Raw genomic sequence first — 24,935 nt, forward strand, 5'->3', positions numbered from 1 at the left:
TCATGGCACCGCCGGGCGGCTCGGGGGCCGGGTTCGCCCAGGTGACGGCCTCGCGGTGGCTCAGGCGAGGAACGCACGGATCGCCGTGGCGACCTCCTCGGCGTTGGTCTCGAGGGCGAAGTGGCCGGTGTCGAGGAACCCGACGCAGGCGTCGGGGAGGTCGCGCTTGAAGGCCTCGGCCCCGGCCGGCAGGAAGAACGGGTCGTTCCTGCCCCACACCGCCAGCAGCGGCGGCCGGCTGGTGCGGAAGTACTCCTGGAACGTCGGATACATCGCCACGTTGCTCGCGTAGTCGAGGAGCAGGTCGAGCTGGATGTCGGCGGCGCCGTCGCGCCCGAGGTAGTAGTTGTCCAGGCTGTAGCCGTCCGGGCCGACCCGGGACTCGTCGGGGACGCCGGTGGTGTACTGCCAGACCGTCGTGCGCGGCTCCACCATGGTCCGGACCGCCGCCCGGTTGGCCGCCGACGGGTCCTGCCAGTAGGCCCGGATCGGGTTCCAGGCGTCGCTCAGCCCCTCCTCGTAGGCGTTGCCGTTCTGGGAGACGATCGCGGTGACGCGCTCGGGATGCCGGGCGGCGAGCCGGAACCCGACCGGCGCGCCGTAGTCGAACACGTAGAGCGCGAAACGGCGCAGCGGCGCGGTCAGGCCGTCGATGACGTCCGTGATGCGCTCGAACGTGTAGTCGAAGTCGTCGCGGGACGGCATGTCCGACCGGCCGAAGCCCGGCAGGTCCGGCGCGATGATGTGGAAGCGGTCGGCGAGCAGCGGGATCAGGTCGCGGAACATGTGGCTCGAAGACGGGAAGCCGTGCAGGAGCACCAGCGTGGGTGCGTCGGCCGGGCCGGCCTCCCGGTAGAACACCGTCAGGCCGGCCACATCCGCGGTGCGGTAGGCGACAGCGGTCATCGGAGGAAGTCCACGAGCTGGCGGGTGGTCTCCTCGGGGGCCTCTTCCGGGATGAAGTGGCCGACCGGCACCGGGCCGCCGCGGACGTCGCCGGCCCACGCCCGCCACATCGCGAGCGGGTCGTCGTAGAGTTTCGCGACCGCGCCGTGCTCGCTCCACAGGAACAGCACCGGGCACTCGATCCTGCGGTGGCCGCGATCGGCCTCGTCCTGCTCGTAGTCCAGGGTCGCGGCGGCGCGGAACTCCTCGCAGATGGCGTGCACCGTTTCGGGGTCGCTGAACTTCGCGACGTACTCGGCGCGGACCTCGGCCGGGAAGGCGTCCTTCACCTCGGCCCAGGTGTCGAGCATGAAGTCGACCAGGGTCGCCGGCGCGGCGCCGATGAACTGCTCCGGCACGGGCTCCGGCGCGGCGAGGAACGACCACTGCCAGTAGGCCAGGCTGAAGTCCTTGTCAGCGCGGTCATACGCGTCGCCGACCGGGACCACGTCAATCACCCCGAGCCGGGTGACCGCCTCGGGGTGATCGAGCGCGAGCCGGTAGGCGCAGCGGGCGCCGCGGTCATGGCCGACGACGCTGAACGTGTCGTAGCCCAACCGCCGCATGACCTCGAGCTGGTCGGCGCCGATCGCGCGCATGCTGTACGGCTCGTGGTCGGCGGTGCTGGGCGGCTTGCCGCTGTCGCCGTACCCGCGCAGATCGGTGACCACGACGGTGTGGTGATCGGCGAGGCGGGGCGCCACCCGGTGCCACATGCGGTGGGTCTCCGGTATGCCGTGCAGCAGCAGCACCGGCGGCCCCTCGCCGCCCACGCGACCGTGCACCGACGCACCCGCCGTACCGATGTCGAACGCTTCGAATCCGTCGAACACAGGGGACCTCTTCGCCGAAGCTGCCGGAACGTGGCGTCTCTTACCACTTCCGGCGCCGTGAAACGCGCTGACCCGACTGGTCCGTCGTCGCGTCCTATTCCTCCGGCTCCCAGGCGATCAGCTGGTCGAGGACGCGCCGGTCGCCGTCGACCTGCAGCGAGTCCATCGCAATGCGGCCGTAGCAGAACAGGACCAGCTCGTTGGCCGTGCCTCGGGCGGAGACAGAGGCCGCCTCCGGGTCGGCGCCGGTGACGGGTGTGGGGAGGCGGGCGGTCCGGGCGCCGTCGGCGGAGAGCCAGAGCCGCCAGGAACGGCCCTCGGTGGCGTGGTAGTCGATGATCGCGGGCTGGTGCGGCCACGCGGCCGTCGTCGCGACGCAGGTGGCCAGGAACTCGTCGACACCGTCGAGGGCCACATCGTCCGGCAGTGGCTGCGGTGCGCCGAGGGTGAGCTGGGCGTCGTACGTGTGGACCGCGACCTCCTGCAGCCGGTGCCGGGCGACGGCCCCGGCGGTCTCCGGCGACTCCGACGCTGCCCACCACGTCGCGCAGCCCCGATCCGGGCCGACCTCCCGCAGCGCGTCCAGCAGCTCACCCGTCGAGGCGGCGAACCAGGCCAGCAGGGCCTCCCGCTCCCGGGGCGCCGCCGCGGCCGCAACGGCGACGTCGGAGGCCGGACCCGCCAGGACGGTGGCGGCCCAGCGGCGTTTGCCGTTGCCCAGGTGCTGCACCAGGTCGAACACCGTCCACTCGGGGCAGGTCGGCACCCGCGTGTCGAGGCTGGGTGCCGCGGCGACCGCCGCCCGGAAGGCGGTCGATCGTTCGTCCATCAGCCGCAACAGGTCAGCGAACTCCAGCGTCGTTTCCACCGCGGCTTCGTACCACCTTTCTCCCGACAACCGACAGCGCATTTCCCCACCCCCGGCGGCGGGGGCACGCGGAAAATCCGTTGCGCGGCGGCCCACGGGTTGACCATGCTGGCGCGCATGGGTCAGTGATCAGTGGCGCACGTGCGCGATGAAGACGGGTCGAGTCACCTCCCCGTCTCCGTCCGCCGTGCCACTCGAAGCCCGCACCGCGTGACCGGTGCGGGCTTCCTTCACGCGACGTGATCTGCGACGTCGCGCCAGCCGGCGTGCTCCCCACCGAGACGCCGGCTGCCCACCACTGGATCCGGGAGGCACCCCCGGCGCGCCTCCTGCCTAGACCTTTGGAATCGGCGAAGCCATGAACAGTTCCCGCCATTTCCGCGTGCCGGCCCACGGCCGCGGACCCGGCATCGACCGCAAAGCGCTGTGGGTGGTCAGTGAGCTCGGACTGCCCACCATCGTCAAGGCCTGCGTGTCATGCAGTTGCACGAGGCACCGTCCCACCGGCAAGTTCCGGGTCAACGCGAACCACAAGCTGCTCGACGTGTGGCTGCTGATCTGCTGCGACCGGTGCGGCCGCACGTCGAAGATCCCCGTCCACGAGCGCATCAACGTGCGGGCGCTGGACCACGAGCGGCTCCTGATGTTCGAGAACAACGATCCGGCCATGGTGCGACAGCTGACCATGGACGCGACGCTCGCCCACAGGGCCACCTACCAGCTCGACTGGACCGGCACCTGGCAGCTGGACACCGACGTCCCGTTCTACGACGTCCAGCGCGAGGATGCCGCGCCACTCGAGGTCATCATCAGGTTCGAGCTTCCGGCACCCATCCGGGTCGAGAAGCTGCTCACCGCCGGGTTCGGCCTGAGCCGTCCCGCCGTGCGGGACATGGTCGACTCCGGGCGCATCCGCCTGCCCCTGCCCATCGACGCCAAGGCCCGCGAGGACTTCACCTTCCTGGTCGTCCGGGCATGAGGTGCCGCCCCACGGCGCGATGACCTGCGCCGTGGGGCGGCCGGCTCGCTGGAATGTGCGGGCCCTACTCAGACGGGCGTCGCCTCAAGGCAACAGATCGAGGAAGGCTGTGGCGGCCGGGGTGCTACCGGCGCGGCTCCAGATGACGTGCTCGATCCGCTCGGGGGCGTCGGTGACCTCCACGATCGTGACGCCGGGCAGTTGCGGCGCCCAGGTGGCCGGCAGCATGGCGACGCCGAGGTCCTGCTCGACGAGGCGGGCGATGAGGTACGCCGTGGTGACCTCGAACGCCACGTCTCGGGTCAGACCGGCGGCCGCGAACGCCTGATCCGTCTGGGCGCGCCCGGCCGTGCGGGCCGGCAGGTCGACGAACACCTCATCCGCCAGCCGGCGCAGGTCGACGGCCGGCTCAGCGGCCAACGGGTGGTCGCGTGCGACGACGGCCACGAGCCGGTCGCGGGCAAGCTCGCGGGACTCGACGCCGACGGGCCGGGCGTCCGTCGGCAGCCCGAGGAACGCGACCTCGATCGCACCGTCACGGACCAGCTCGACCAGCTCGTCGCTGGCGTGCACACGCAGGCTGATCCGCACGGCGGGATACCGCCGCCGGAACTCCCGCAGCGCGCCCGGGATGTCGACCGCGGCCACGGTCGAGATGAGCCCGACGGCGAGCCGGCCCCGCACCTCGCCCAGCGCCGCGGCGACCCCGGCCGCGGCCCGCTCGGCGGCGTTCACGCACTGCCGCGCCTCGGGCAGGAACGCGGACCCGGCCGGGGTCAGGCGCACGCGCCGGCTGGTGCGCTCGAACAGCTTCGTCCCGAGCTCCCGCTCCAGCCGCGCGATCTGGTGGCTCAGCGCCGACTGCACGACCAGGCAGCGCTCGGCCGCCCGCGTGAAGCTGCCGGTCTCGGCGACGGCGAGGACGTACCGCATCTGCTGGAGCTCCATGCATCCATCGTGAATCACGATCGCAAGGCTGACAAACATGCATTGGACTCATGAATCGGCCGCCGTGAGACTGAACGCATGCCGATCAAGGAAAGGCCGTGGCTCGGCGTCGCGGTCATCACCGCCAGCCTGTTCATGTTCGTCACCACCGAGCTGATGCCCGTCGGGCTGCTGACCCCGATGAGTCGCAGCCTGTCGGTCTCCGTCGGCGTCGCCGGGCTGATGGTCACGCTCTACGGCATCTCGGCCGGCCTCGGCGTGCCGTTCATCGTCGCGTGGACCCGCCGGGTCAACCGCCGGCTGCTGCTGACCGCGCTGCTCGCCGTCCTCGCGGTTGGAAACCTGGTGACCGCCGCCGCACCGGGCTTCGTCCCGGTGCTCGCGACCCGCCTCGTGATGGGCTTCGCCAACGGCGTCTTCTGGGCCATCGGCGTCAGCATGGCGATCCGGCTCGTCCCGTCCCGCCACGCCGGCCGCGCCGCCGCGATCGCGCTGTCCGGCATCTCGATCGCCGCCGTGGCCGGCATCCCGCTGGGCGCGCTGCTCGAGGACCTCACGAACTGGCGCGGCACCTTCCTCATCTGGAGCGCCCTGAGCGCCGTCGTGTGCGTGGCCGTGGCCGTGGTCATCCCGTCGCTGCCGTCGGACAACGCCGTTGCGGTCCGCGAGGTCTTCGCCCTGCCGCTGCGCAACCCGGCGCTGCGCCGGGCGGTGTACGCGGTGACGCTCTACGTGCTCGGGCACTTCGCGGCGTACACCTTCATCCGCCCGTTCGCCGAGCAGCACGCGGCCGTGACACCGGCCTTCATCAGCGCGCTGCTCGTGGCCTACGGCATCGGCGGCGCCGCCGGCAACTTCGTCGCGGGCCACACGGTCGCCCGCAACCCGCGTGCGAGCTTCGCGCTGGCGGTCGCCGGCCTGGCCGCCTCGATGCTGCTGCTCCTGGCGATCGGCCACACCCGCACGGGCCTGGTCGCCGGCGTGCTGCTGTGGGGCGTGTCGTTCGGCGCCGCGAACCTGTGCCAGGTCAACCTCATGCTCGCGGCGGCCCCGGACACCTTCGAGGCGGCGATGTCGATCAACACGCTGGGGTACAACACCTCGATCGCCCTCGGCGCGCTCTTCGGCGGCCTGTTCGCGGATGCGCTGGGCGTCAACGCCGCCGTCTGGTTCGGCGTGGCGCTGACGTCGGCGTCGCTGCTCGTCACCCTGGGTGCCCGGCGGCGCGCGGTTGACCTCGCCGGCGGCGTTCGGCTGGACGACGATGAGCCGGCTCCGGTGCCTTGAACGCGTCACCCCAACTGGTCGCGGCGGCGGGTCAGGTAGGCGATCTCGGCGGTGTTGCCGGCCAGCTCGATGGCCCGGTGGTACGCCGCGCGGGCCGGCCGGCTGCGGCCCAGCCGGCGCAGCAGCAGGGCGCGGGTCGCGTGGTAGGCGTGGTAGCCGTCCAGGGCGCCGTCGAGCCGGTCGACGGCGGCCAGGGCCACCTCCGGGCCGTCCAGCTCGGCGACCGCGACGGCCCGGTTGAGGGCGACGATCGGCGAGGAGTCCACCCGCAGGAGCTGGTCGTAGAGGGCGACGACCTGCGACCAGTCGGTGTCGCGGATGTCGCGGGCGGAGGTGTGCACGGCGTTGATCGCCGCGAGGATCTGGTAGCGGCCCGGAGCGACGCCGGTGGTGGCGACGACCGTCAGGCGCTCGCGCACCAGCCGGTGGCCCTCGGCGATCAGCGTCATGTCCCAGGCGCCGCGGTCCTGCTCGTCGAGGGCGACGAGCTCGCCGGTCGCCGACACCCGGGCGCTGCGGCGGGCCTCGGTGAGCAGCATCAGGGCCAGCAGCCCGGTCACCTCGCCGTCGCGCGGCAGGAGGGCCCGGATCAGGCGGGTGAGGCGGATCGCCTCGGCGGTCAGGTCGTGACGCACGGGCGGGGTGTCGGGGCCGGTGGCCAGGTAGCCCTCGTTGAAGACGAGGAAGAGCACGGCGAGCACGCCGGAGACGCGTTCCGCGAGGTCCTCGGCGGCCGGCACCCGATACGGGATGCGCGCCGCCTTGATCTTGGCCTTGGCGCGGGTGATCCGCTGCCCCATGGCGCTCTCCTGCACCAGGAAGGCCCGCGAGATCTCGGGCACGGTCAGGCCGCCGACCATGCGCAGCGTCAACGCGACCCGGGTCTCCATCGCGAGCGCCGGATGGCAACAGGTGAAGATCAGCCGGAGCCGCTCGTCGTCGATGGCGCCGGTGGGCTCGGGCGGGTCGTCGTCGTGCAACATCCAAGCCGCCTTCTGCTTGTCGTCGCGCTTGTTCTCGCGCCGGATGCGGTCGATCGCCTCGCGGTTGGCGGTGGTGGTGAGCCAGCCGCCGGGGTTGGGGGGCACGCCGTCGACCGGCCACCGCTCGACGGCGGTCGCGAACGCCTCGGCCGTCGCCTCCTCGGCCACGTCGAGGTCGCCGAAGCGCCTGGTCAGCGTGGCGACCACCCGGGCCCACTCCTCGTGGTGGGCGCGGGTGACGGCTGCCTGGGCGTCGGTCACTCCGGCGGGGCGAGGAACGGCCGGACCTCGACCTTCCGGTTGCAGGCCTTCGAGCCGTCGGCGGCGAGTCTGAGCGCCACGTCGAGGTCGGGCGCCTCGAAGACCCAGAAGCCGGCGACGTACTCCTTCGTCTCCACGAACGGCCCGTCGGTGAACACGCTCGCCCCGTCCCGGTTGTCGATCACGGTGGCCGTCGCGGGCGATGCGAGACCGCCGGCGAAGACCCAGTGACCGTCGGCCTGCACCCGGTCGTTGAACACGTCGATCGCTGCCGCCTCCTCCGGGGTGGCGCGGCCGTCGGAGTCGAAGATCACGGAAACCAGGTACTGCATCTGAACCAACTCCTGTGCTCCGGGACGCCCCTCGCGGGCGGCCGCTCGACCTGTCTACGAACGGCGTCGCCCCGATCCGACAGCATCGCCGGAGAATTCTTCCAGGAAGTCATCGGCTGCGCTGACGGTAGTGGTGCACGACGAGCGCGGTCGCGCTGGCCAGGGTGATCAGGCCGAAGCCGACACCCACGACCGGGTGCGCTCCGGCGGTCGACGCGGTCGCGTTGGCGGCGGCACTGACGATCAGCACCAGCCAGAGCACGGGGCGCAGCACGCCACGACGGTTGCCGGTGGTCTCGGAATCAGTCATGACCGCAACGCTATGCAGCCACGCGCCGGCGGGCGATCCAGCCAGCGCGTCCACCGAAGTACAGCAGGCTGTACTTCGCCGGACCCGGCGGTCGCCTATTGTCGCTGCCGGAGGGGGTGCGGACATGCCGGAGCGGGGGCGGTATCTCCGGGATCGCGTGCGCGCGACCGTCGACGCCCTCGAACACCTCGTCGGCGGCCTCGGCACGGCGATCCTGGCCCTGGCGGCGCTCCTGCTGCTGCTCGTCGTGGCCGTTGCCAGTCTGGCCGGCGTCGGCCTGCTCCTGGTGCCCTCGGCGTTGCAGGTGGTGCGGTCCGCTGCCGACCGCGAGCGGGCCAGGCTGTCGCGGTGGGGCTCGGACCTGCCCATGCCGCCACCGGTCCCGGCCGGCCTGCGGGACGCCCTGCGTGACCCATGGGTGCGGCGCGACGTCGCGTTCGTGGCCGCGCACGGCACGGCCGGCTTCGCGTTGGGCCTCTTCGGGATGGCGCTGCCACTCGACTCGGTGCAGTATCTGCTGTTCCCGCTGTACTTCTGGGCGCTGCCGCCGGGCGAGCGCCCCGGCCTGGTCTTCTGGCCGGTCGACGGGCTGCTCGACGCGCTCGCGGTCGCGCTCCTCGGCGTCGGCTGGCTCTCCCTGGCCGTCGCGCTGGTCCCGAGGATGGCCCGGCTGCAGGCGGTGCCGGGCCGGCGGCTGCTGGCGCCGCCGCGAGACGCCGACATGTCGCTGCGGATCGCCGAGCTGACCGCCACCCGCGCGGCGGCGCTGGACGCCCACGCGGTCGAGCTGCGGCGCATCGAACGGTCCCTGCACGACGGCGCGCAGAACCGGCTCGTCGCGGTCACCGTGCTGCTCGGCGCCGCCCGGCGGGCCATCGGCCGCGATCCGGCCGTCGCGGAGGAGATCCTGGACCGCGCGCACGACGCCGCCGAGCTTGCCCTCGCCGAACTGCGCGCCGTGGTCCGCGCGATCCTGCCGCCGGTGCTCGACGACCGCGGGCTCGCCGGGGCCCTCGTGGGCCTGGCCGCCGGCTGCGGTGTGCCGTGCCTCGTGCGGGTCGACGTGCCGGGCCGGTGCGCGGCGTCGGTCGAGGCGACGGCGTACTTCGTGGTGGCCGAGGCGCTCACCAACGTCTCGCGGCACAGCGGCGCCGCCAACGTCGCCGTCACCGCCCTGCGCGACGCCGACCGGCTGCACGTGACGGTGGTCGACGACGGCCGCGGCGGCGCGGACGAGGGCCGCGGCTCCGGCATCGGCGGCATCCGCCGGCGGGTCGAGGCGCACGACGGCCGGTTCACCCTGACCAGCCCACCCGGTGGGCCGACGAAGATACTCGTGGAGCTGCCGTGCGGATCGTGATCGCCGAGGACGACGCCCTGCTGCGCGAGGGCCTGGCGCTGCTGCTGCGGGCCGAGCAGCTCGACGTGGTCGCCGCCACCGACTCGCCGGCCGCGTTCCTGTCCGCGGTGGACACCCACCGGCCCGACGTCGCGATCGTCGACGTCCGGATGCCGCCCACGCACACCGACGAGGGCATCGTGGCCGCCGTCGAGGCCCGCCGCCGCCAGCCCGGCCTCGCGGTGCTGGTGCTGTCGGCGTACGTCGAGCAGGCGTTCGCCACCGACCTGCTCGCGGGCGGCGCGGACCGGCTCGGCTACCTGCTGAAGGAGAGGGTCGGGCGGGTCGAGGAGTTCCTCGGCGCGCTGCACCGCGTCGCCGGCGGCGGCACGGCCATCGACCCGGAGGTCGTCGGTCAGCTGCTGGCCCGCAGCCGCCCCGACAGCACGCTGAGCCGGCTCAGCCCGCGCGAACGCGACGTGCTCGCCCTGATGGCGGAGGGCCTCGGCAACACCGCGATCGCGGAGCGGCTGTTCGTCACCGAAGGGGCGGTGCACAAGCACATCCGGAGCATTTTCGCCAAGCTGGACCTCGCCCCGGACGACCGCGCCGACCGGCGGGTGACGGCGGTGCTGCGCTACCTGGACGACTCCCGCCGCGGCTGAGCCTGCCCGCCGTGGGGCGGGCAGGCCCAGGGGAGGGTCAGCCCGGCAGGCTCACCTGCGCCGGGGCCGACCGGTTGGTGGTCGTGCCGTCGCCCAGCTGCGAGTTGCCGTTGTTGCCCCAGCACCACAGCGTCGCGTCGGTGCGCACCCCGCAGGTGTGGTAGCCGGTGACGAGGCCGGTCGTCCAGGTGGTCGCGGTGCCGACGCGGGTAGGTGCGGACCGGCTGGTCGTGGTGCCGTCACCGAGCCCACCGGCCATGTTGTTGCCCCAGCACCACAGGCTGCCGTCCGTGCGGGACGCGCACGACGTGTCGTAGCCGGTGTTGACCGCGCTCCAGGTGGTGCCGCTGCCGACCTGCTGAGGTGTGGTCTGCAGGGTGGTGCCGGCGCCGAGCTGCCCGTAGCCGTTGTTGCCCCAGCACCACAGGGTCCCGTCGGTGCGGGTCGCGCAGGTGTGCACCAGCCCGGCCGCCGCGCCGCGCCACGTGGTCGCGGTGCCGACCTGCGCCGGGGTCGTCGAGTACGCCAGAGTGCCCGTCCCGATCTGCCCGCTGGAGCTGTCACCCCAGCACCAGAGGGTGCCGTCGGTGCGTGCCGCGCAGGTGTGTGCGAAGCCGGCGGTGACGTTCGCCCAGTTGCTCGCCGTGCCGACCCGCGTCGGTGTGGTCACGGTCCAGTCGGCGGTGCCGAGGCCGAGCTGCCCGAGCCGGTTGAAGCCCCAGCACCACAGCGTGCCGTCGGTGCGCACGCCGCAGGTGTGTGCGTCGCCGGCGCTGACGGCGGCCCAGGTGGTCGCGGTGCCGACCTGCACGGGGGTGTTGCGGTTGGTGGTGGTGCCGTCGCCGAGCTGGCCCCTGCGGTTGCCGCCCCAGCACCACAGCGTCCCGTCGGTCCTGGTCGCGCACGCGAAGTTGCTGCCGGCCTCGATGCCGGCCCAGTTGGCGGCGGTGCCGACCCGGACCGGGGTGGTCCGGGTGTCGTTGGTGCCGTCGCCGACCTCGCCGCTCCAGTTGCTGCCCCAGCACCACAGGGTCGCGTCGGTGCGGACCGCGCAGGTCTGTCCGTATCCCGCGGCGACGCTCGTGACCGTCGGGGCGGCGGCGGCCGGTGCCGCGGCGGCGAGCACGGCGGTGGCGACGCCCGCGGCCGCGGTGACGAGCATGATCACCGGCCGTCGCCATCGGGCCCGCAGCCGACCGTCCTGATATCCACCCATGTGCTGTTCTCCCCACGCCGTTGATGCCCGAGCATTGACGGGCGACGCTACGATCACCCGTCCTCGCGGGGCAACGGCGCCGCGTCCGCACCGCCGCCGGCCTGGGCCGGGCCGGGAAACTTACAGCGGTGGTACAGCCTGCTGTACCACGGTTCGCCAGTGCGCTGGATCGTCCGCCGGCCGGCACCGCCCTAGCGTCATCCGGGTACCCGTCCTGCTGAGCGACCCGGAGAGGCACCATATGTCCGTCCACATCGGACCCACCGGCGACCCGGTGGTCCGCGCCGAACGGCTCACCCGCACCTACGGCACCGGACCGGGGGCCGTCGCCGCGCTCGCGGGCGTCGACGTGGTGTTTCACCGCGGCACGTTCACGGCGGTGATGGGGCCGTCCGGCTCCGGCAAGAGCACGCTGCTGCAGACCGCGGCCGGCCTGGACCGGCCCACGTCCGGGCGGGTGTGGATCGGCGCCACCGAGCTGTCCGGGCTGTCGGAGACCAGGCTGACGAGGCTGCGCCGGGACCGGATCGGCTTCGTCTTCCAGGCGTTCAACCTGGTCGACGCGCTCACCGTCACGGAGAACATCGGGCTGCCGTCGCGGCTGTCGGGCGTGCGACCCGACCACGCCTGGCTGGACCACGTCATCGACCGGGTCGGGCTGCGGGACCGGCTGCACCACCGGCCGTCCGCCCTGTCCGGCGGGCAGCAGCAGCGGGTCGCCGTCGCCCGGGCCCTCGCCACCCGGCCCGACGTGATCTTCTGCGACGAGCCGACCGGCGCCCTGGACACCGTGACCGCGGCGGACGTGCTGAGCCTGCTGCGGGCGGTGGTCGACGAGCACGGCCAGACCGTCGTCATGGTGACGCACGACCCGGTGGCCGCATCGTATGCCGACCGGGTCCTGGTCCTCGCCGACGGCCGGATCGTGCGGGACCTGCCGCAGCCCGGCGTGGATCGCATCGCCGAGCAGCTGGCGTCGCTCGGCCGCCACCGGGTGGTGCCGGCATGACCGGGCTCGCGCTGCGGATGCTGCGGCACCGGCCCGGCTCGGCGACCGCCACCCTCGTCGCCCTCGCCGCCGGGGTCATGATCCTGATGGCGATGGGCACCCTCGTCGAGTCGGGGCTGCGCTACCGGCCGGAGCCGGTCCGCTACGCCGCCGCCGACATCGTGGTCGCGCACCGCGAGATGACCGTCAGCGCCAAGGACCTCGACGGCGAGATCGTCCGCTCGAAGATCCGGCTGCCCGAGGGCGGCACCGTCCCGGCCGGCCTGGTCGACCGCCTCCGCGGGCTGCCCGGCGTCGCGACGGTCGCCGCCGACGACCCGGTGCCCGTCGTGCTGCCGTCGGGCACCACCACGGTCACCGGGCACGGGTGGGGCAGCGCCGTGCTCACGCCGTACCACATCCAGAACGGGAACCCACCCACCGGCGACGACCAGGTCGCCGTCGACGGACGGCTCGGGCTGGCGCCGGGGCAGGAGATCGAGCTGCTCGCCGGCGGAACCGCGCGGACCTACCGGGTCAGCGGCGTGGTCGACGGGCCGGCGGCCGCGGTGTTCTTCACCGACGCGCACGCCGCGACGCTGTCGGCGCACCCCGGCCGGGTCGCTGTCATCGGGATCATCGCAGCGCCCGGCACGGACCGGGCCGCCCTGGTGGCGGCGGTCCGCGGCCTCACCGCCGACGCGGGCGTCACCGCCGACGCGGGCGTCCACGCCGGCGCCGACCGCGGGCTGGCCGAGGAGTCCGCCGGGCTCGCCGCGCAGGAGCTCCTCATCCAGGCCGGCGGTGGCTTCGGCGGATACGTGGTCCTGCTGATCGGGTTCGTCGTCGCCGCCACCGTCGGGCTGTCGGTGCGGCACCGGCGCCGCGACCTCGCGCTGCTGCGGGCCGTCGCGGCGACTCCCGGCCAGGTCCGCCGGATGATCATGGCGGAGGCGGCGGTCGTCGGGCTGGTCGCGGTGGCGATCGGCGGCCCGGCCGGCGTCCTCGCCACCCGATGGGTGCACGACGAGATGGTCGGCCGTGGCTTCGTGCCCGCCGGATTCCCCATCTCCCACGGCCCGATCGCCGCCGCCGCGGCCGCCGGCGCCACCACGCTCGTCGCCGTCCTCTCGGCGCTGATCGCCGCCCGCCGGGTCACCGCGATCCGTCCCGTCGAGGCGCTCGGCGAGGTCGCGGTCGAGCCACCGCGCAGCGGCAAGGTGCGGCTGATCTGCGGCCTGGCCGCCCTGGCCGGTGCGGTGTCGTCGAGCGCGGTCACGCTCGGCGCCGCCGGGCAGGCGGCCCTGGCCGGTGCGATCGGCATGCTGTACCTGTTCGTGCTCGCCGTCGGCCTGCTCGCACCCTGGATCAACCGGGCCGCGGCAGGGGCGCTCGCGCCGGTGCTGCGCACCGTGTGGGGGACCAGCGGCTTCCTGGCGACCGCCAACCTCAGGGCCAACGCGCGCGGCATGGCCGCCGTGCTCACCGCGCTGGTGCTGTCGATCGGCCTCGGCGGCTCGGTCTGGTTCCTGCAGGACAACCTGGAGCGGCAGACCCTGTCGCAGCGCCGCGACGGCCTGCTCGCCCAGCACGCACTGGTCTCGCCGGCGGGCCTGCCGGCAAGCGCCGTCGATGAGGCACGCGGGACTCCGGGGGTCCTCGGGGCCACTGCGGTCCGCCGGACGTCGGTCGTCGTCGCGTTCCTGGACGGCGCGGAAACGGTCGGCGCGCAGGCGGTCGACGCGGCCGGGATCGAGTCCACAATGGACCTCCGGGTGCGTTCGGGGAGCCTGGCGGGTCTGCGGGACGGCACCGTGGCCATGTCGTCGATCCGGGCGTCCACACACGGGTGGGACGTCGGCGACCGCGTCGCGTTCTGGCTCGGCGACGGCACGCCCGTCACGCTGACCCTCGTCGCCATCTACGAGCGGGGCCTCGGCTTCGGCGACATCACCCTCGCGCGGGAGACGGTCGCCGGCCACACCGAGCGGAACCTCGACGACGAGGTGCTCATCCGCACCTCCGGATCCGCGGACCTGACGGCGCTCGCGGCCCGACACCCCGGCAGCACCGTCGCGGCGACCGGTGACCTGACCCGCCGGCTCGCCGCCGACCTGGCGGTCAGCGCCTGGCTGAACAAGCTGCTCGTCGGCGTGATGGTCGGCTACGCCGCGCTCGCCGCCGCCAACACGATGGTCGTCGCGGCCCTCGCGCGGCGCCGGGAGCTGGCCGTGCTGCGGCTCGTGGGCGTCACCCGCGGCCAGGCCAGGCGGATGGTCCACGCCGAGCAGGCCGGGCTGCTCGGGGTCGCGGTGCTGCTGGGCGCGTCGATCGCGCTGGCGACCCTGACCATGGTGGTGCGCTCGGTGACCGGCGAGCCGGTGCCCTACGTGCCGCCGCTGGGTTGGGCCGCCGTCATCGGGGGCACGGCGCTGCTCGCGCTGCTCACCACGGTGCTGCCGATCGGCCGGCTGCTGCGGGTGCCGCCGATCGGGCGGTAGCGACCGGCTGCCGCGGGTGCGGCCGTTCGGGCGGTGGCGGCCCGGAATGCTGTGGGTGCGGTCGTTCGGGCGGTGGCGGTCCGGGCTGCTGTGGGTGCCGCCGATCGGGCGGTGGCGGCCCGCTACACCCCGGCCATCGCGTCGTGGCGGGACCGGGCGGCCTCGATGTCACCCATGTGCCGCTCGGCCCAGTCCTTGACGTGGGCCAGGACCCCCAGTAGCGAGCTGCCCAGCGGCGTCAGCTCGTAGTCGACGCGGACCGGCATGGTCGGCGTGACCGTCCTGGTGATCAGGCCGTCCCGCTCCAGCCCGCGCAGCGTCTGGGTGAGCATCTTCTGGCTGACGCCCACGATCTGGGCGGAGAGCTCGGAGTAGCGCAGCGGGCCGCGCAGCCCGAGCGCCACGACGACCAGGCTCACCCACTTGTCGCCGATGGTCTCGATCAGCCGGCGGCTGGGGCAACCCTGCTGGAAGGCGTCGTAGCACGCCTCCGCCGGGACTGGTTCCGACGCTGCCACAACGAACCTCCAGGTGCCCACTGCACTCCAAAGTGCCTACTTCCCAATGGAGAGTATGTCACCGACAGTGGGGTTACCAACAAGTTCCTGAAGGAGAGACGCCAATGCAAGCCCTGATCTCCCGTGCCGGCGACCCGACCCCGCGCGTCGAGCAGCTCGACCCCCGCGACCTCGGCCCCGACGAGGTCCGGGTCGCCGTGGCCGCCGCCGGGTTCACCCTGTACGACGCCGCTGCCGCCGCCGACAACGCCATGCTGGGCCTGCCGGACGTGGTCGGCCTGGGCTTCGACTTCAGCGGCACGGTCACCGAAATCGGCGCCGACGTTGCCGGAGTGGTGGTGGGCGACCGCGTCGCCGGCCTGCACGGCGACGTCACTGCCCGCTCGCGGGCCCACGCGAGCGAGGTCGTCGTCCCGGCGGCCAGCCTCGCGCCGGTGCCCGAGCCCCTCACGCTGGAGGCGGCCGCGGCGGTCACCCTGAGCGCCCTCGCCGCCCGCCAGGCGCTGGACCTGCTGGGGGAGGGGCGCGGCCGGCTGCTGGTGACCGGCGGCGCCGGCGGCGTCGGCAGCTGGGCCGTCGCCCTCGGCGTGCGGGACGGCTGGGAGGTCGACGCGCTCGTGCGGCCCGGCACCGAGGCCGTCGCGCTGGCCGCCGGGGCGTCCTCGGTGGTCGCCGAGGTGCCGTCGGCGGCCTACGACGCGGTCGTGGACGCCGGTGCGTTGCAGCAGGCCGCGCTCGCGGCGGTGCGTGACGGGGGCAGGTTCGTCGGCGTGAAGCCGGGTCGGGACGTGGCCGCCGAGCGTGGTGTCACGGTCGCCACGGTCCTGACCCGGCCCGACGGCGCGGCGCTGGCCGACCTGCTCGGTCTCGCCGCGAAGGGCCACGCGCCGATCCGGATCGCCGCCACGAGGCCCTTGACGCAGGCCGCCGAGCTCTACGCCGCCGCCATGGCGGCGCCGGGCTCCGACGGCCGGTGGCTGCTCATCCCGTGACGTCCGCCGCACAGCACGGGGGCCGGGTCCGCGTCGGGCCCGGCCCCGTGCCGCGTGTCGTGGACTACTCCGCCGGAGTGGCGCAGTTGAGCAGGCCCCGCGGCAGGTGATTGATGCAGTGCCGGATCGGTGAGGGGTCCTCGCGGAGCGCGTCCGGCGTGAGGATCGCGGCGAGCAGGGCGCCGGCGATTCGGGTGCGGTCGGTCATCGGTGTCGATCCTCTTCCCTCGCGCCGCCGGAGGTCCGGACGAGCGCCTGCAGTTTCCTGGTCACGATCGCCTTGTCGGCCCCGTTGTCGGTCATCGCGATCGCCCGGCGCAGCAGGGTGATGGCCGCGCCGGTGTTGCCGTCGGCGGTTTCGATCTCGGCCAGCGCCGCGGGCAGGTACGGGTAGTTCGCCAGCCGCGGATCGGACAGCAGCGGCACGATGATCTCGCGCGCCGCGGCGCTGCCGTAGGCCTTCCAGTGGGCGATGCCGCGGTTCAGCTGGGCCACCGGACCCGGGTGGCGGCGCAGGTAGGCGTCGTACAGCCGGGCGATCCGCGGCCAGTCGGTGGCCTCGGCGGTGCGGGCCCGGGCGTGGCAGGCGGCGATGGCGGCCTGATGCGTGTACGGGCCGCCGCCGAAGCGGACCGCGGTGGCGAGCGCGTCGAGGCCACGACGGATCAGCAGCCGGTCCCACCGCATCCGGTCCTGATCCTCCAGCAGGACCGGGCCGTCCGCGCCGTCGCGGGCGCGGAACCGGGAGGCGCTGAGTTCCATCAGCGCGAGCAGGCCGTGCGCCTCGGCGGCCGTCGGCAGCAGGTGCACCAGCATGCGGCCGAGCCGCAACGCCTCACCGGCCAGGTCGGGCCGGGTCCAGCCGGTGCCGGAGGTGCCGGCGTAGCCCTCGTTGAAGATCAGGTAGATGACCTCCAGGACCGCGGGCAGCCGATCGACCCGCTCGGCGCCGGTCGGGTTCTCGAAGGCGAGCCCGGCGTCCCTGATGGTCCGCTTGGCCCGGGCGACCCGCTGGCCGGCCGTGGCCGGCGGCACGAGTTGGGCGCGGGCGATCTCCGGCGTGGTCAGCCCGCCGAGCAGCCGCAGCGTCAACGCGACGCGTGCGTCGCGGCCCAGCGACGGATGGCAGCACACGAAGACCAGCCGCAGGATGTCGTCGTCGATGTGGCCGTCCGCGAGGTCCTCCACCGCGATGTCCTCTCTCGCCGCCGCCCGCTCGGCGACGCGCTCGTACTTCGCTCCCAGGTCGAGGTCGCGCCGGAGCTGGCTGACCGCGATGCGGCGGGTCACCGTCATCAGCCAGGCCCCGGGCCGGTCCGGGACGCCCCCGGCCGGCCACTGCTCCAGGGCCGCCACGAACGCGTCCTGCGCCACCTGCTCGGCCGCGCCCGGGTCGCGCAGGATGGCGTGCGCGGCCGCGACCAGCCGGGGGAACTCGATGCGCCACTGGCTCTCGACCATCGCGTGGTCGACGGGCGTCGGCTGGCTCAGCGCGGGCCTCCTGTCGCGTCTCCGGGCCCGCCGGGGCCGGTCACCTGCCGGACCTCGACCTCGCACTCGCCGTCGTGGGCGACGGCGAACCGGCGCCCCCATTCCCTGGCCTCCGCGAGGCTGCGCGCGTCGATGAACGCGAACCCACCCACGATCTCCTTGGCCTCGGCGAACGGCCCGTCGGTCACGCTGATCCGGCCGTCGTGGGCCGAGATCCGGGCGCCGTAGGAACTGGGCAGCAGCCCGTCGGCCTGCAGCAGCACCCCGGCCGCCGAGGCCTCCCGCAGGAACTCGCCCATCCGCCGCATCAGCGCGGGGCCGGGCAGGCCACCGGCCTCGAAGTGGTCGTTCGACTTGCTCATGATCAGAAATCGCATCCGTACGTCTCCTCCATGCGTCTTGCCACGACGTCCTCACAAGGCACGTCGTTCGAGGAGGCCGGTTTTCGACGCGCGTGGCGGGAAACACCCGGGCGCCGGCGATGTCGAAACCCGCGCGGCCCGATCGACGTAGTTGGTGTGACGAACACAGACCGCAGCATCATCGCCAGCTTCTTCATCTCCGTCGACGGCGTCGTCGACGCCCCGCAGCAGTGGCACTTCCCGTACGCCACCGACGACGTGGCCCGGGTGGTCAGCCACGCCACCGAGGGCGTCGACGCGTTGCTGATGGGCCGGCGCACCTTCGAGGAGTGGAAGGCGTTCTGGCCCACCCAGCGGGGCTACCCGCTGGCCGACTTCATCAACGGCACCCACAAGTACGTCGCCAGCGACACCCTCGCCGACCCCGGCTGGGGCCCTTCCAGCGTGCTGTCCGGCGACGTCGCCGCCCGGGTCGCCGCGCTGAAGCGCACCGAGGGCGGCACCATCGCCGTCAACGGCAGTGGCACCCTGACCCGCCACCTGCTGCAGGCCGGCCTCGTCGACGCGCTGCACCTGCTGGTCCACCCGATCGTCGTCGGCACTGGCAAGCACCTCTTCGAGGCCGGCGCCGCCCCGGTCGGGCTGTCCCTGCAGTCGCAGGAGACGTTCGACAGCGGCGTGACGTACCAGATCTACACACCAGCCACGACCACGCGGCAGTAGGGGACATCCATGCGCGCCACCACCACACTGGTCAGATCATCGGACGGCACGACGATCGCCGTCGACGTCATCGGCTCCGGGCCGCCGCTCGTCCTGGTCGGCGGGGCATTCAGCTACCGCCGGTGGAAGGGCTTCGTCGACCTGGCCGACCGGCTCGCCGACACGTTCACCGTCCACGGCTACGACCGGCGCGGCCGAGGCGACAGCGGCACCGGGCCGCCCGCCTCCGGTGCCGACTCGGTCGCGGCGGAGATCGGCGACCTCGACGCGGTGACCGGGCTCGCCGGAGCGGACCCGCTGATCTTCGGCATGTCCTCCGGCGGTGTCCTCGCACTGCGCTCGGTCGCCGCGGGGGTGCCCGCACGCGGCGTCGTCGTCTACCAGCCGCCGTTCGTCGTCAGCGACGCCGGCACCGTCCCACCGGCCGGCTTCGCGCAGCACCTGGACCGCCTGGTCGCCGCGGACCGGCGGTCGGCCGCCGTGCGCTGGTTCATGACCAGGGGCATGGGTGCGCCCGCACCCGTCGTGGCCCTGATGCGGCTCGCGCCGTTCTGGAAGCACCTCACCGCGGTGGCCCACACGCTGCCGGCCGACATCGCCGTCATGGGCGACACCATCGAGGGCCGGCCGCTGGACCGCGATCCCTGGGCGCGGATCGAGGCGCCCGTCCTCGTCCTCGACGGCGGCAAGAGCCCGAAAGCCACCGGCCTGGCGGCCGACGAGCTCGCCGGTCGACTGCCCGCCGCGCGGCGGGCCACCCTGCCCGGGCAGGGGCACAACGTCGCGATGCCGGCCCTGGAACAGGCGATCCGCGGGTTCGCCGGCCGTCCCACTCTCTCCTGAAAGGTGCTCAGATGCCCACCGTCTCCGCACGACTGCTCGCGGGGATCGTCTCCCCGGTCCTGTTCCTCGCGGTCAGTTACCTCCAGCTGCCGTTCAACCCCGGCTTCGACCTGACCAGGCACGCCTTCAGCTACCTCAGCATCGGCGACACCGGCCCGATCCAGCAGACCAACTTCGTCGTCATGGGGCTGCTGAACATCGTCGCCGCGACCGGTCTCCGGCAGGTGGTCGGCGGCCGTCTCGGCACCGCCACCGCGACCCTGCTGGCCATCGACGGGCTCGGGCAGATCGTCGCCGGCGTCTTCACGCTCGACCCGTCCAACGGTTTCCCCGCCGGCGCGCCGGCCGGTCTGCCGGAGACCGTGAGCACGCACGGCAACCTGCACGGCGTCGGGTTCGGCCTGTCGATGGTGTCCTGGCTGGCGCTGCTGGTCCTGCTCGGCAGGGTGCACGCGGTCGCCGGTGACCGCGGCTGGGCCCGCCTGAGCATCGTGGCCGCCGTGGCGCTGCTGGTCACCGCGGCGTGCCTGATGCTGCCGTTCGGGACCGTGCTGCTCTACGTCGTGCTGACCTCGACGTGGCTGTTCATGGCCGCGACGTTCCAGCACCTGCGCTCGCAGCGACAGACATCGCAGCCGCCACGGCGGCGCGCAGTTCCGGCAGCCGGTCGTGCAGCAGGCCGGGACACTCGGTGACGTTGAAGTCCTTGTGGCCGTAGATCTCGGTGGCGGGGATGGCGTACTGCCGGCAGGTGAACGCACAGAACGCGACGAGACTGTTCCACAGGGCGGCCGGGGGCTGCACCGTCAGGTAGGTGCCCTCGTTCTCGATGCCGATGGCCTGGTCGTTCTGGCCCTTGCAGTGTGAGCCCTGGACCATGGTCTGGCCGTGCAGGAGCGCGTACAGGCTGCCGTTGCGGCCCTCGGTGAGCCAGCCGCCGCGGCTGTTGGTGAAGTGCTGACCGCTGTCGAGCCAGCCGTTGGTGTCCATGTGCAGGTCCTGGATGTCGCGTGAGTTCTGAAACGCGTGCGCCTGCGAGTAGTCGGTGGAGTTGGCCATCGCGGTGTGATGCACGATGATCTTGTTCGGCCGGTACTGGTCGATGGTCAGCGGGCCGGACGGCGGCCGGGCGCCCCAGGTGCCGCAGTTGGCGATGGTGGGCTGCTCGACCGCCGCGAACGCCGGGTCGGCCGGGCCCAGCAGCGTGGCGGCGCCGCCGAGCAGGACGGCGCCGCGCAGGACGCCGCGGCGGGTGATTCGGGACATGGGCGCCTCCCGTTGCTGATTCACGCCGATCATCGAAGTTCGTAAACTTCTTGCAGCCGGGCACGCTACACCTGCTCAAGGGTGCATGTCTATCGATCCGAGTCACTGTAGATTTCTCGCAGAGTTCGACGCCTGCCTATTGAAAGTTTCCGACGGCCGTGAGCTAATCGGCGAAGCTATCTGCCAACCCCGGCTTGAAGGAGGCACCGTGTCCAAGCGACGGCTCGGCGCACTGGCAGCCCTGTCCATGGCGGCCGCCCTGGTCGCCACCGCCCTGATCGGCAGCCCGGCCTCGGCTGCCACCGTGACCTACGGCCAGGACGTCTCCGGTTACCAGGGCAACGTCAACTGGACGGCGCAGTGGAACGCCGGCTCCCGGTTCGCGTACATCAAGGCCACCGAGGGCACGTACTACACCAACCCCTACTTCGCTCAGCAGTACAACGGCTCGTACAACGTCGGCATGATCCGCGGCGCCTACCACTTCGCCATCCCGAACGGGGGCGGTGGCGCGGCCCAGGCCGACTACTTCGTCGGCCACGGCGGCGGCTGGTCCAAGGACGGCAAGACGCTGCCCGGCGCCCTGGACATCGAGTACAACCCGTACGGCGCGACCTGCTACGGCCTGTCCCAGTCGGGCATGGTGAGCTGGATCCGGGCGTTCCTGAACCAGTACCACACCCGCACCGGTCGCTGGGCCACCATCTACACGACCACCGACTGGTGGGTCACCTGCACCGGCAACTACAGCGGCTTCTGGGCCAACTCGCCGTTGTGGCTGGCCCGCTACAGCAGCACCCCCGGCACGCTGCCGGCGGGCGCACCGACCTGGTCGTTCTGGCAGTACTCCAGCACCGGCCCGTTCGCCGGCGACTCCAACCAGTGGAACGGGGCGCTGGACCGGCTCAAGGTCCTGGCCTGCAACGGCGCCTGCTGAACGGTCGCTTCTGAGCGGACCCCGCATCGCCCCGGACGCTTGCGCCGGGGCGATGTTCCGTGTCCGCGCCGCGCACAGAAATCAACAGGCAACTTGCTTATTGACAAGAATCTTTCCAGTGGGCAACGATGCTGAGAGCGCTCTCACGTCCGCCAACGTGGGGCGCGAGCATTCGCTGTCCGCCATCGGCCACCCCCAGGCCACCTTCCCTTCAACGAAGGGTCATCCTCGTGGAAACTGCACAGATCAAACACAGTCGCACACGGCGGCTCGCACTCCTGGCCGGCGCCGCGGTCGCCTTGCTGGGCGCGTCGATCGCCGCGCTGCCCGACGCCGGCGCGTCGGTGCCGCCCACCCCGTCCGGCTGGACGCAGGTCTTCGCCGACGACTTCAACGGTTCCGCCAACACCGGCGTCAACACCGGCAACTGGCTCTACGACCTCGGCCACGGGTACCCCGGCGGCGCGGGCAACTGGGGCACCGGCGAGATCGAGAACATGACCAACAGCACCCAGAACGTGTACCTCGACGGCGGCGGCAACCTTGCCATCAGGCCGCTCCGCGACGGGGCGGGCAACTGGACCAGCGGCCGCATCGAAACGCAGCGCACTAACATCGCCGCGCCGGCGGGCGGCAAGCTGCGGGTCGAGGCGCGCATCGCCCAGCCCAATGTCAACACCTCCAACGGCGCCGGCTACTGGCCCGCGTTCTGGATGCTGGGCGCGGCGGCCCGCGGCACCGGCGCGACCGGCTGGCCCGGCATCGGTGAAATCGACATCCTGGAGAACATCAACGGCCGCCCGTCGGTGTTCGGCGCACTGCACTGCGGCACCAACCCCGGCGGCCCGTGCAACGAGACCACCGGCATCGGCAGCGGCGAGCGCCCCTGCGGCGGCTGCAACGGCGGCTACCACACCTACGCCATCGAGCAGGACCGCAGCACCTCGCCGGAGCAGATCCGCTGGTACCTGGACGGCAACAACTTCTTCACCATCAACGCCAACCAGGTCGACGCGACCACCTGGAACAACGCGACCCACCACGGCTTCTTCATCATCCTCAACGTGGCGATCGGCGGTGGCTTCCCGGCCGCGTTCGGCGGCGGCCCCTTCGCCTCCACCGTGTCCGGCGCGGCGATGATGGTCGACTACGTCGCCGCGTACACGGCCGGTGGCGGTGGTGGCGGCGGCACCACGCCGCCCCCGACCAGCGGCAAGGCCGTCAAGGGCCCCGGCGGGCTGTGCCTGGACGTCCGTTCCTCCAACAGCGCCAGCGGTACCCCGGTCCAGCTCTGGGGCTGCAACGGCACCGGCGCGCAGCAGTGGACCTACGTCGAGGCGGGCAGCACGCTGCGCGCGTTCGGCAAGTGCCTGGACGTCTCGGGCGGCTCGACCGCCAACGGCGCGAAGATCCAGATCTGGGACTGCAACAGCACCGGCGCCCAGGTCTTCATCCACCGCGCCGACAACACGTACTACAACCCGGCGTCCAACAAGTGCCTCGACGACCCGAACGGGTCGACGACGCCGGGCATCCAGATGCAGATCTGGGACTGCAACGGCAGCGGCGCACAGAAGTTCACCCTGCCGCAGTAATGCCGGTCCGGCCCGCAGACGCCGTTCGAGCAACGGCGGCTGCGGGCCGGTCACGCAGAGGGCCGCCACCGCCGGGAGGACCAGGCGGGTGGCGGCCGGACAGACCGCGATGACCGTCAACCTGGTGGCCGCCGTGCCTGGCCGACGGCCGGCTGTGCGGGGCTCAGTGCGGCGGGGCCGGGCAGAGGCAGAACAGGTGCCCGGCGGGATCGGCGAAGACCCTGGACGTGTCGGGATGCGGCTGGTGTGAGGGCTTCGTCGCGCCGAGGGCGAGCACGGCCTCCTCGGCGGCGGCGAGGTCGTCGACCCGCAGATGCAGGTGGAACTGCATCGAGGAGGCCGGATCCGGCCAGGCCGGTGGCCGGTGGCCGGGCGCGCGCTGGAAGGACAGGTGCAGGCCGGTGTCCTCACTCTCCCCGACGGAATGCCAGTCGGGGTCGGCGCACACGATCGGCCAGCCGGTGAGCCGGCTGTAGAAGTCCGCGAGCGCCGCCGGGTCCGGGCACTCGAGAGCGACGCCGCTCAACCGGCCAACACCACGCATCGGCTGCTCCCTCGGCAGTTCTGTGTCCGACAGGTCCGTGGACACCGTAACGCGACCATCGCCCTCGTCCGGCGGCACGCTGGGTCCAGCACCCGCCCGTCTGAGCCGCCGGGTGGTGTCGCTGCGATACCGTGGTGCGATGGCTTCGGCGTCGGCACGGACGAGCTCGAAACGGCCGTTCTACTCGCTGCACGGCGACGCCTACGACCTGCTGGTCACCGACCCCGTGGAGCCCTGGGTGGACACGGTGCACGACGAGCTGACCAGCTCGGGGCGGTCGCCGGCCACGATCCTGGACGCCGGCTGCGGCACCGGCCGGCAGGCCGCCGGTCTCATCGCGAAGGGGCACCGCGTCGACCTGGTGGACGCGTCCGCCCACCTGCTGGACCAGGCCGCCGCCCGGTGCCCGGGCTCGCGGGTGCAGCTGGCGGACCTGTGCCTCCTGCGGATGCCGACCGCCTACGACGCGGTGACCTGCCGCGGCGTGCTCAACGACATGCTCGACGATGCCGAGCGTCATGCCGCGGTGCGGGCACTGGCCGGCTGCCTCGCCCCGGGCGGCGTGCTGTTCCTCGACGTTCGCGAGGCGGAGGCATCCCGGCTGCGCGCCGACGGCGTCGCCCGGTCCCGCGAGGTCCACTTCGACGAGGGCGGCCGGCTGACGTTCGTCGCCCGCACGACCTGGAGCGACGGGCGGCTGGCGGTCGAGGAGACCTACGATCTGGTCCGGCCCGGCTTTCGGAGACAGGAGTCGCACTACAGCTTCGCCATGCGGCCCTGGACCGAGCCGGAACTCCGTGACGTCCTGCGCGCGTGCGGCCTGCGCGACGTGCGCATCAGCCCCGGCGTGGGCCGGCGGTCCCCGGACCGTCTGCTGGTGGTTGCCCGCTGATCAGGTCGGCGGCGATGCCGCGCCTGCGCAGGCGCTCCGCGATGCCGCGCTCGGGGTTGCTGAGCGCGATGCGGCAGCCGATCCGCTGCGCGATCCGGCAGGCGGTGACGAGCACGGCGATCGCCGCCGCGTCGGCGGACGTCACCTCGGTCAGGTCGAAGACGAGGTCGCTCGGGTAGACCGTGAGGGCGGCGGCGAACGCCTGATGGAACACGTCGATGCCGGCGTCGTCCAGTTGCCCCTGGAGGGCGACGACCACGCGGCCGGCGGCGCGGGTCCACACATCGAAGCGGAGCACCACGCAATTCTGCCGCGCG

Annotated in this window: 28 protein-coding genes; 13 read left to right on the plus strand and 15 right to left on the minus strand. The window is 72.9% G+C overall.

From position 1 onward, the window contains the following. Nucleotides 1-60 precede the first annotated feature (60 nt). The 3 genes from Dsi01nite_RS15540 to Dsi01nite_RS15550 all read right to left on the minus strand — a co-directional run bounded on the left by Dsi01nite_RS15540 (nt 61) and on the right by Dsi01nite_RS15550 (nt 2,646). On the minus strand, nt 61-906 hold the full coding sequence (locus tag Dsi01nite_RS15540) for an alpha/beta fold hydrolase (RefSeq protein ID WP_203846850.1): 846 nt from the start codon (nt 904-906) through the stop codon (nt 61-63). Beyond that, entirely contained in the window at nt 903-1,778 is an 876-nt protein-coding gene (locus Dsi01nite_RS15545; RefSeq protein ID WP_203846851.1) for an alpha/beta fold hydrolase, read from the minus strand. Before Dsi01nite_RS15545 ends, Dsi01nite_RS15540 begins: the two co-directional genes overlap by 4 nt. A 94-nt stretch (nt 1,779-1,872) precedes the next feature. Continuing rightward, entirely contained in the window at nt 1,873-2,646 is a 774-nt protein-coding gene (locus Dsi01nite_RS15550) for a maleylpyruvate isomerase family mycothiol-dependent enzyme (RefSeq protein ID WP_203846852.1), read from the minus strand. A 358-nt stretch (nt 2,647-3,004) separates the two neighbouring features. Between Dsi01nite_RS15550 and Dsi01nite_RS15555 the strand changes: the two genes are divergently transcribed. Continuing rightward, nucleotides 3,005-3,625 carry a DUF1062 domain-containing protein gene (locus Dsi01nite_RS15555; protein ID WP_203846853.1) on the plus strand — a complete coding sequence of 207 codons (621 nt, stop codon included), beginning with the start codon at nt 3,005-3,007 and terminating at the stop codon, nt 3,623-3,625. Nucleotides 3,626-3,709: 84 nt separating this feature from the next. On the opposite strand, the gene Dsi01nite_RS15560 is transcribed toward Dsi01nite_RS15555, so the two are convergent. Beyond that, nucleotides 3,710-4,573, minus strand: a complete 864-nt coding sequence (locus Dsi01nite_RS15560; RefSeq protein WP_203846854.1) for a LysR family transcriptional regulator — start codon at nt 4,571-4,573, stop codon at nt 3,710-3,712. A gap of 78 nt (nt 4,574-4,651) precedes the next feature. Between Dsi01nite_RS15560 and Dsi01nite_RS15565 the strand changes: the two genes are divergently transcribed. Beyond that, nucleotides 4,652-5,860: an MFS transporter gene (locus Dsi01nite_RS15565; RefSeq protein WP_203846855.1), complete on the plus strand. Its 1,209-nt coding sequence runs from the start codon at nt 4,652-4,654 to the stop codon at nt 5,858-5,860. A gap of 5 nt (nt 5,861-5,865) precedes the next feature. Here the strand turns inward: Dsi01nite_RS15565 and Dsi01nite_RS15570 are convergent, their stop codons facing one another. From Dsi01nite_RS15570 to Dsi01nite_RS15580, 3 genes are all read right to left on the minus strand, one after another. Next, nucleotides 5,866-7,104, minus strand: coding sequence for an RNA polymerase sigma factor (locus Dsi01nite_RS15570; RefSeq protein WP_203846856.1), 1,239 nt, complete (start codon nt 7,102-7,104; stop codon nt 5,866-5,868). Further along, nucleotides 7,101-7,436: a YciI family protein gene (locus Dsi01nite_RS15575; protein WP_203846857.1), complete on the minus strand. Its 336-nt coding sequence runs from the start codon at nt 7,434-7,436 to the stop codon at nt 7,101-7,103. The genes Dsi01nite_RS15570 and Dsi01nite_RS15575 overlap by 4 nt, the downstream gene beginning before the upstream one ends. A gap of 109 nt (nt 7,437-7,545) precedes the next feature. Beyond that, nucleotides 7,546-7,746 carry a hypothetical protein gene (locus Dsi01nite_RS15580; RefSeq protein ID WP_203846858.1) on the minus strand — a complete coding sequence of 67 codons (201 nt, stop codon included), beginning with the start codon at nt 7,744-7,746 and terminating at the stop codon, nt 7,546-7,548. A gap of 124 nt (nt 7,747-7,870) precedes the next feature. On the opposite strand from Dsi01nite_RS15580, the gene Dsi01nite_RS15585 reads away from it, so the two are divergent. Both Dsi01nite_RS15585 and Dsi01nite_RS15590 read left to right on the plus strand, forming a co-directional pair. After that, nucleotides 7,871-9,106 carry a sensor histidine kinase gene (locus Dsi01nite_RS15585; RefSeq protein ID WP_203846859.1) on the plus strand — a complete coding sequence of 412 codons (1,236 nt, stop codon included), beginning with the start codon at nt 7,871-7,873 and terminating at the stop codon, nt 9,104-9,106. After that, on the plus strand, nt 9,094-9,750 hold the full coding sequence (locus Dsi01nite_RS15590; RefSeq protein WP_203846860.1) for a response regulator: 657 nt from the start codon (nt 9,094-9,096) through the stop codon (nt 9,748-9,750). Before Dsi01nite_RS15585 ends, Dsi01nite_RS15590 begins: the two co-directional genes overlap by 13 nt. 37 nt (nt 9,751-9,787) lie before the next feature. On the opposite strand, the gene Dsi01nite_RS15595 is transcribed toward Dsi01nite_RS15590, so the two are convergent. After that, a complete protein-coding gene (locus tag Dsi01nite_RS15595; protein WP_203846861.1) occupies nt 9,788-10,966 on the minus strand; it encodes an RCC1 domain-containing protein in 1,179 nt (392 codons plus the stop codon). Between the two features lie 241 nt (nt 10,967-11,207). Between Dsi01nite_RS15595 and Dsi01nite_RS15600 the strand changes: the two genes are divergently transcribed. Together Dsi01nite_RS15600 and Dsi01nite_RS15605 are read left to right on the plus strand one after the other, a co-directional pair. Then, nucleotides 11,208-11,975 (plus strand): ABC transporter ATP-binding protein, encoded by a 768-nt coding sequence (locus Dsi01nite_RS15600; protein ID WP_203846862.1) that lies wholly within the window; start codon nt 11,208-11,210, stop codon nt 11,973-11,975. Beyond that, nucleotides 11,972-14,455, plus strand: a complete 2,484-nt coding sequence (locus Dsi01nite_RS15605; protein ID WP_203846863.1) for an FtsX-like permease family protein — start codon at nt 11,972-11,974, stop codon at nt 14,453-14,455. Before Dsi01nite_RS15600 ends, Dsi01nite_RS15605 begins: the two co-directional genes overlap by 4 nt. 122 nt (nt 14,456-14,577) lie before the next feature. Here Dsi01nite_RS15605 and Dsi01nite_RS15610 read toward each other — a convergent pair whose 3' ends face one another. Further along, nucleotides 14,578-14,973, minus strand: a complete 396-nt coding sequence (locus Dsi01nite_RS15610; RefSeq protein ID WP_203846864.1) for a winged helix-turn-helix transcriptional regulator — start codon at nt 14,971-14,973, stop codon at nt 14,578-14,580. Between the two features lie 104 nt (nt 14,974-15,077). On the opposite strand from Dsi01nite_RS15610, the gene Dsi01nite_RS15615 reads away from it, so the two are divergent. Continuing rightward, entirely contained in the window at nt 15,078-15,965 is an 888-nt protein-coding gene (locus Dsi01nite_RS15615; protein WP_203846865.1) for an alcohol dehydrogenase catalytic domain-containing protein, read from the plus strand. A gap of 64 nt (nt 15,966-16,029) precedes the next feature. On the opposite strand, the gene Dsi01nite_RS15620 is transcribed toward Dsi01nite_RS15615, so the two are convergent. From Dsi01nite_RS15620 to Dsi01nite_RS15630, 3 genes are read right to left on the minus strand one after another with little or no spacing between them, the layout of a single operon-like run. Next, nucleotides 16,030-16,173 (minus strand): hypothetical protein, encoded by a 144-nt coding sequence (locus Dsi01nite_RS15620; RefSeq protein WP_203846866.1) that lies wholly within the window; start codon nt 16,171-16,173, stop codon nt 16,030-16,032. Further along, entirely contained in the window at nt 16,170-17,426 is a 1,257-nt protein-coding gene (locus Dsi01nite_RS15625; RefSeq protein WP_203846867.1) for an RNA polymerase sigma factor, read from the minus strand. Before Dsi01nite_RS15625 ends, Dsi01nite_RS15620 begins: the two co-directional genes overlap by 4 nt. Before the next feature lie 26 nt (nt 17,427-17,452). Next, a complete protein-coding gene (locus Dsi01nite_RS15630; protein ID WP_203846868.1) occupies nt 17,453-17,833 on the minus strand; it encodes a YciI family protein in 381 nt (126 codons plus the stop codon). 141 nt (nt 17,834-17,974) lie between these two features. Between Dsi01nite_RS15630 and Dsi01nite_RS15635 the strand changes: the two genes are divergently transcribed. From Dsi01nite_RS15635 to Dsi01nite_RS15645, 3 genes are read left to right on the plus strand one after another with little or no spacing between them, the layout of a single operon-like run. Then, on the plus strand, nt 17,975-18,541 hold the full coding sequence (locus tag Dsi01nite_RS15635; RefSeq protein ID WP_203846869.1) for a dihydrofolate reductase family protein: 567 nt from the start codon (nt 17,975-17,977) through the stop codon (nt 18,539-18,541). A 9-nt stretch (nt 18,542-18,550) separates the two neighbouring features. Then, a complete protein-coding gene (locus Dsi01nite_RS15640) occupies nt 18,551-19,384 on the plus strand; it encodes an alpha/beta fold hydrolase (protein WP_203846870.1) in 834 nt (277 codons plus the stop codon). Nucleotides 19,385-19,395: 11 nt separating this feature from the next. Beyond that, on the plus strand, nt 19,396-20,079 hold the full coding sequence (locus Dsi01nite_RS15645; RefSeq protein WP_203846871.1) for a DUF998 domain-containing protein: 684 nt from the start codon (nt 19,396-19,398) through the stop codon (nt 20,077-20,079). Here the strand turns inward: Dsi01nite_RS15645 and Dsi01nite_RS15650 are convergent. Beyond that, complete coding sequence (locus Dsi01nite_RS15650) at nt 19,970-20,650, minus strand: peptidoglycan recognition protein family protein (protein WP_203846872.1); 681 nt, start codon at nt 20,648-20,650, stop codon at nt 19,970-19,972. The two genes, Dsi01nite_RS15645 and Dsi01nite_RS15650, sit on opposite strands and share 110 nt — an antisense overlap. A 247-nt stretch (nt 20,651-20,897) precedes the next feature. Here Dsi01nite_RS15650 and Dsi01nite_RS15655 point away from each other — a divergent pair, with 247 nt between their 5' ends. Both Dsi01nite_RS15655 and Dsi01nite_RS15660 read left to right on the plus strand, forming a co-directional pair. Further along, nucleotides 20,898-21,587, plus strand: a complete 690-nt coding sequence (locus Dsi01nite_RS15655) for a lysozyme (RefSeq protein WP_203846909.1) — start codon at nt 20,898-20,900, stop codon at nt 21,585-21,587. A gap of 230 nt (nt 21,588-21,817) precedes the next feature. Continuing rightward, nucleotides 21,818-23,182 carry a ricin-type beta-trefoil lectin domain protein gene (locus tag Dsi01nite_RS15660; RefSeq protein WP_203846873.1) on the plus strand — a complete coding sequence of 455 codons (1,365 nt, stop codon included), beginning with the start codon at nt 21,818-21,820 and terminating at the stop codon, nt 23,180-23,182. 163 nt (nt 23,183-23,345) lie between these two features. On the opposite strand, the gene Dsi01nite_RS15665 is transcribed toward Dsi01nite_RS15660, so the two are convergent. Beyond that, nucleotides 23,346-23,726 (minus strand): VOC family protein, encoded by a 381-nt coding sequence (locus tag Dsi01nite_RS15665; protein WP_203846874.1) that lies wholly within the window; start codon nt 23,724-23,726, stop codon nt 23,346-23,348. Between the two features lie 139 nt (nt 23,727-23,865). Between Dsi01nite_RS15665 and Dsi01nite_RS15670 the strand changes: the two genes are divergently transcribed. Next, nucleotides 23,866-24,618: a class I SAM-dependent methyltransferase gene (locus tag Dsi01nite_RS15670; protein ID WP_203846875.1), complete on the plus strand. Its 753-nt coding sequence runs from the start codon at nt 23,866-23,868 to the stop codon at nt 24,616-24,618. On the opposite strand, the gene Dsi01nite_RS15675 is transcribed toward Dsi01nite_RS15670, so the two are convergent. Further along, complete coding sequence (locus tag Dsi01nite_RS15675; RefSeq protein ID WP_203846876.1) at nt 24,563-24,916, minus strand: STAS domain-containing protein; 354 nt, start codon at nt 24,914-24,916, stop codon at nt 24,563-24,565. The two genes, Dsi01nite_RS15670 and Dsi01nite_RS15675, sit on opposite strands and share 56 nt — an antisense overlap. Between the last annotated feature and the right edge of the window lie 19 nt (nt 24,917-24,935).

The sequence above is a fragment of the Dactylosporangium siamense genome, from assembly GCF_016862795.1.
Classification (GTDB): Bacteria; Actinomycetota; Actinomycetes; order Mycobacteriales; family Micromonosporaceae; genus Dactylosporangium; species Dactylosporangium siamense.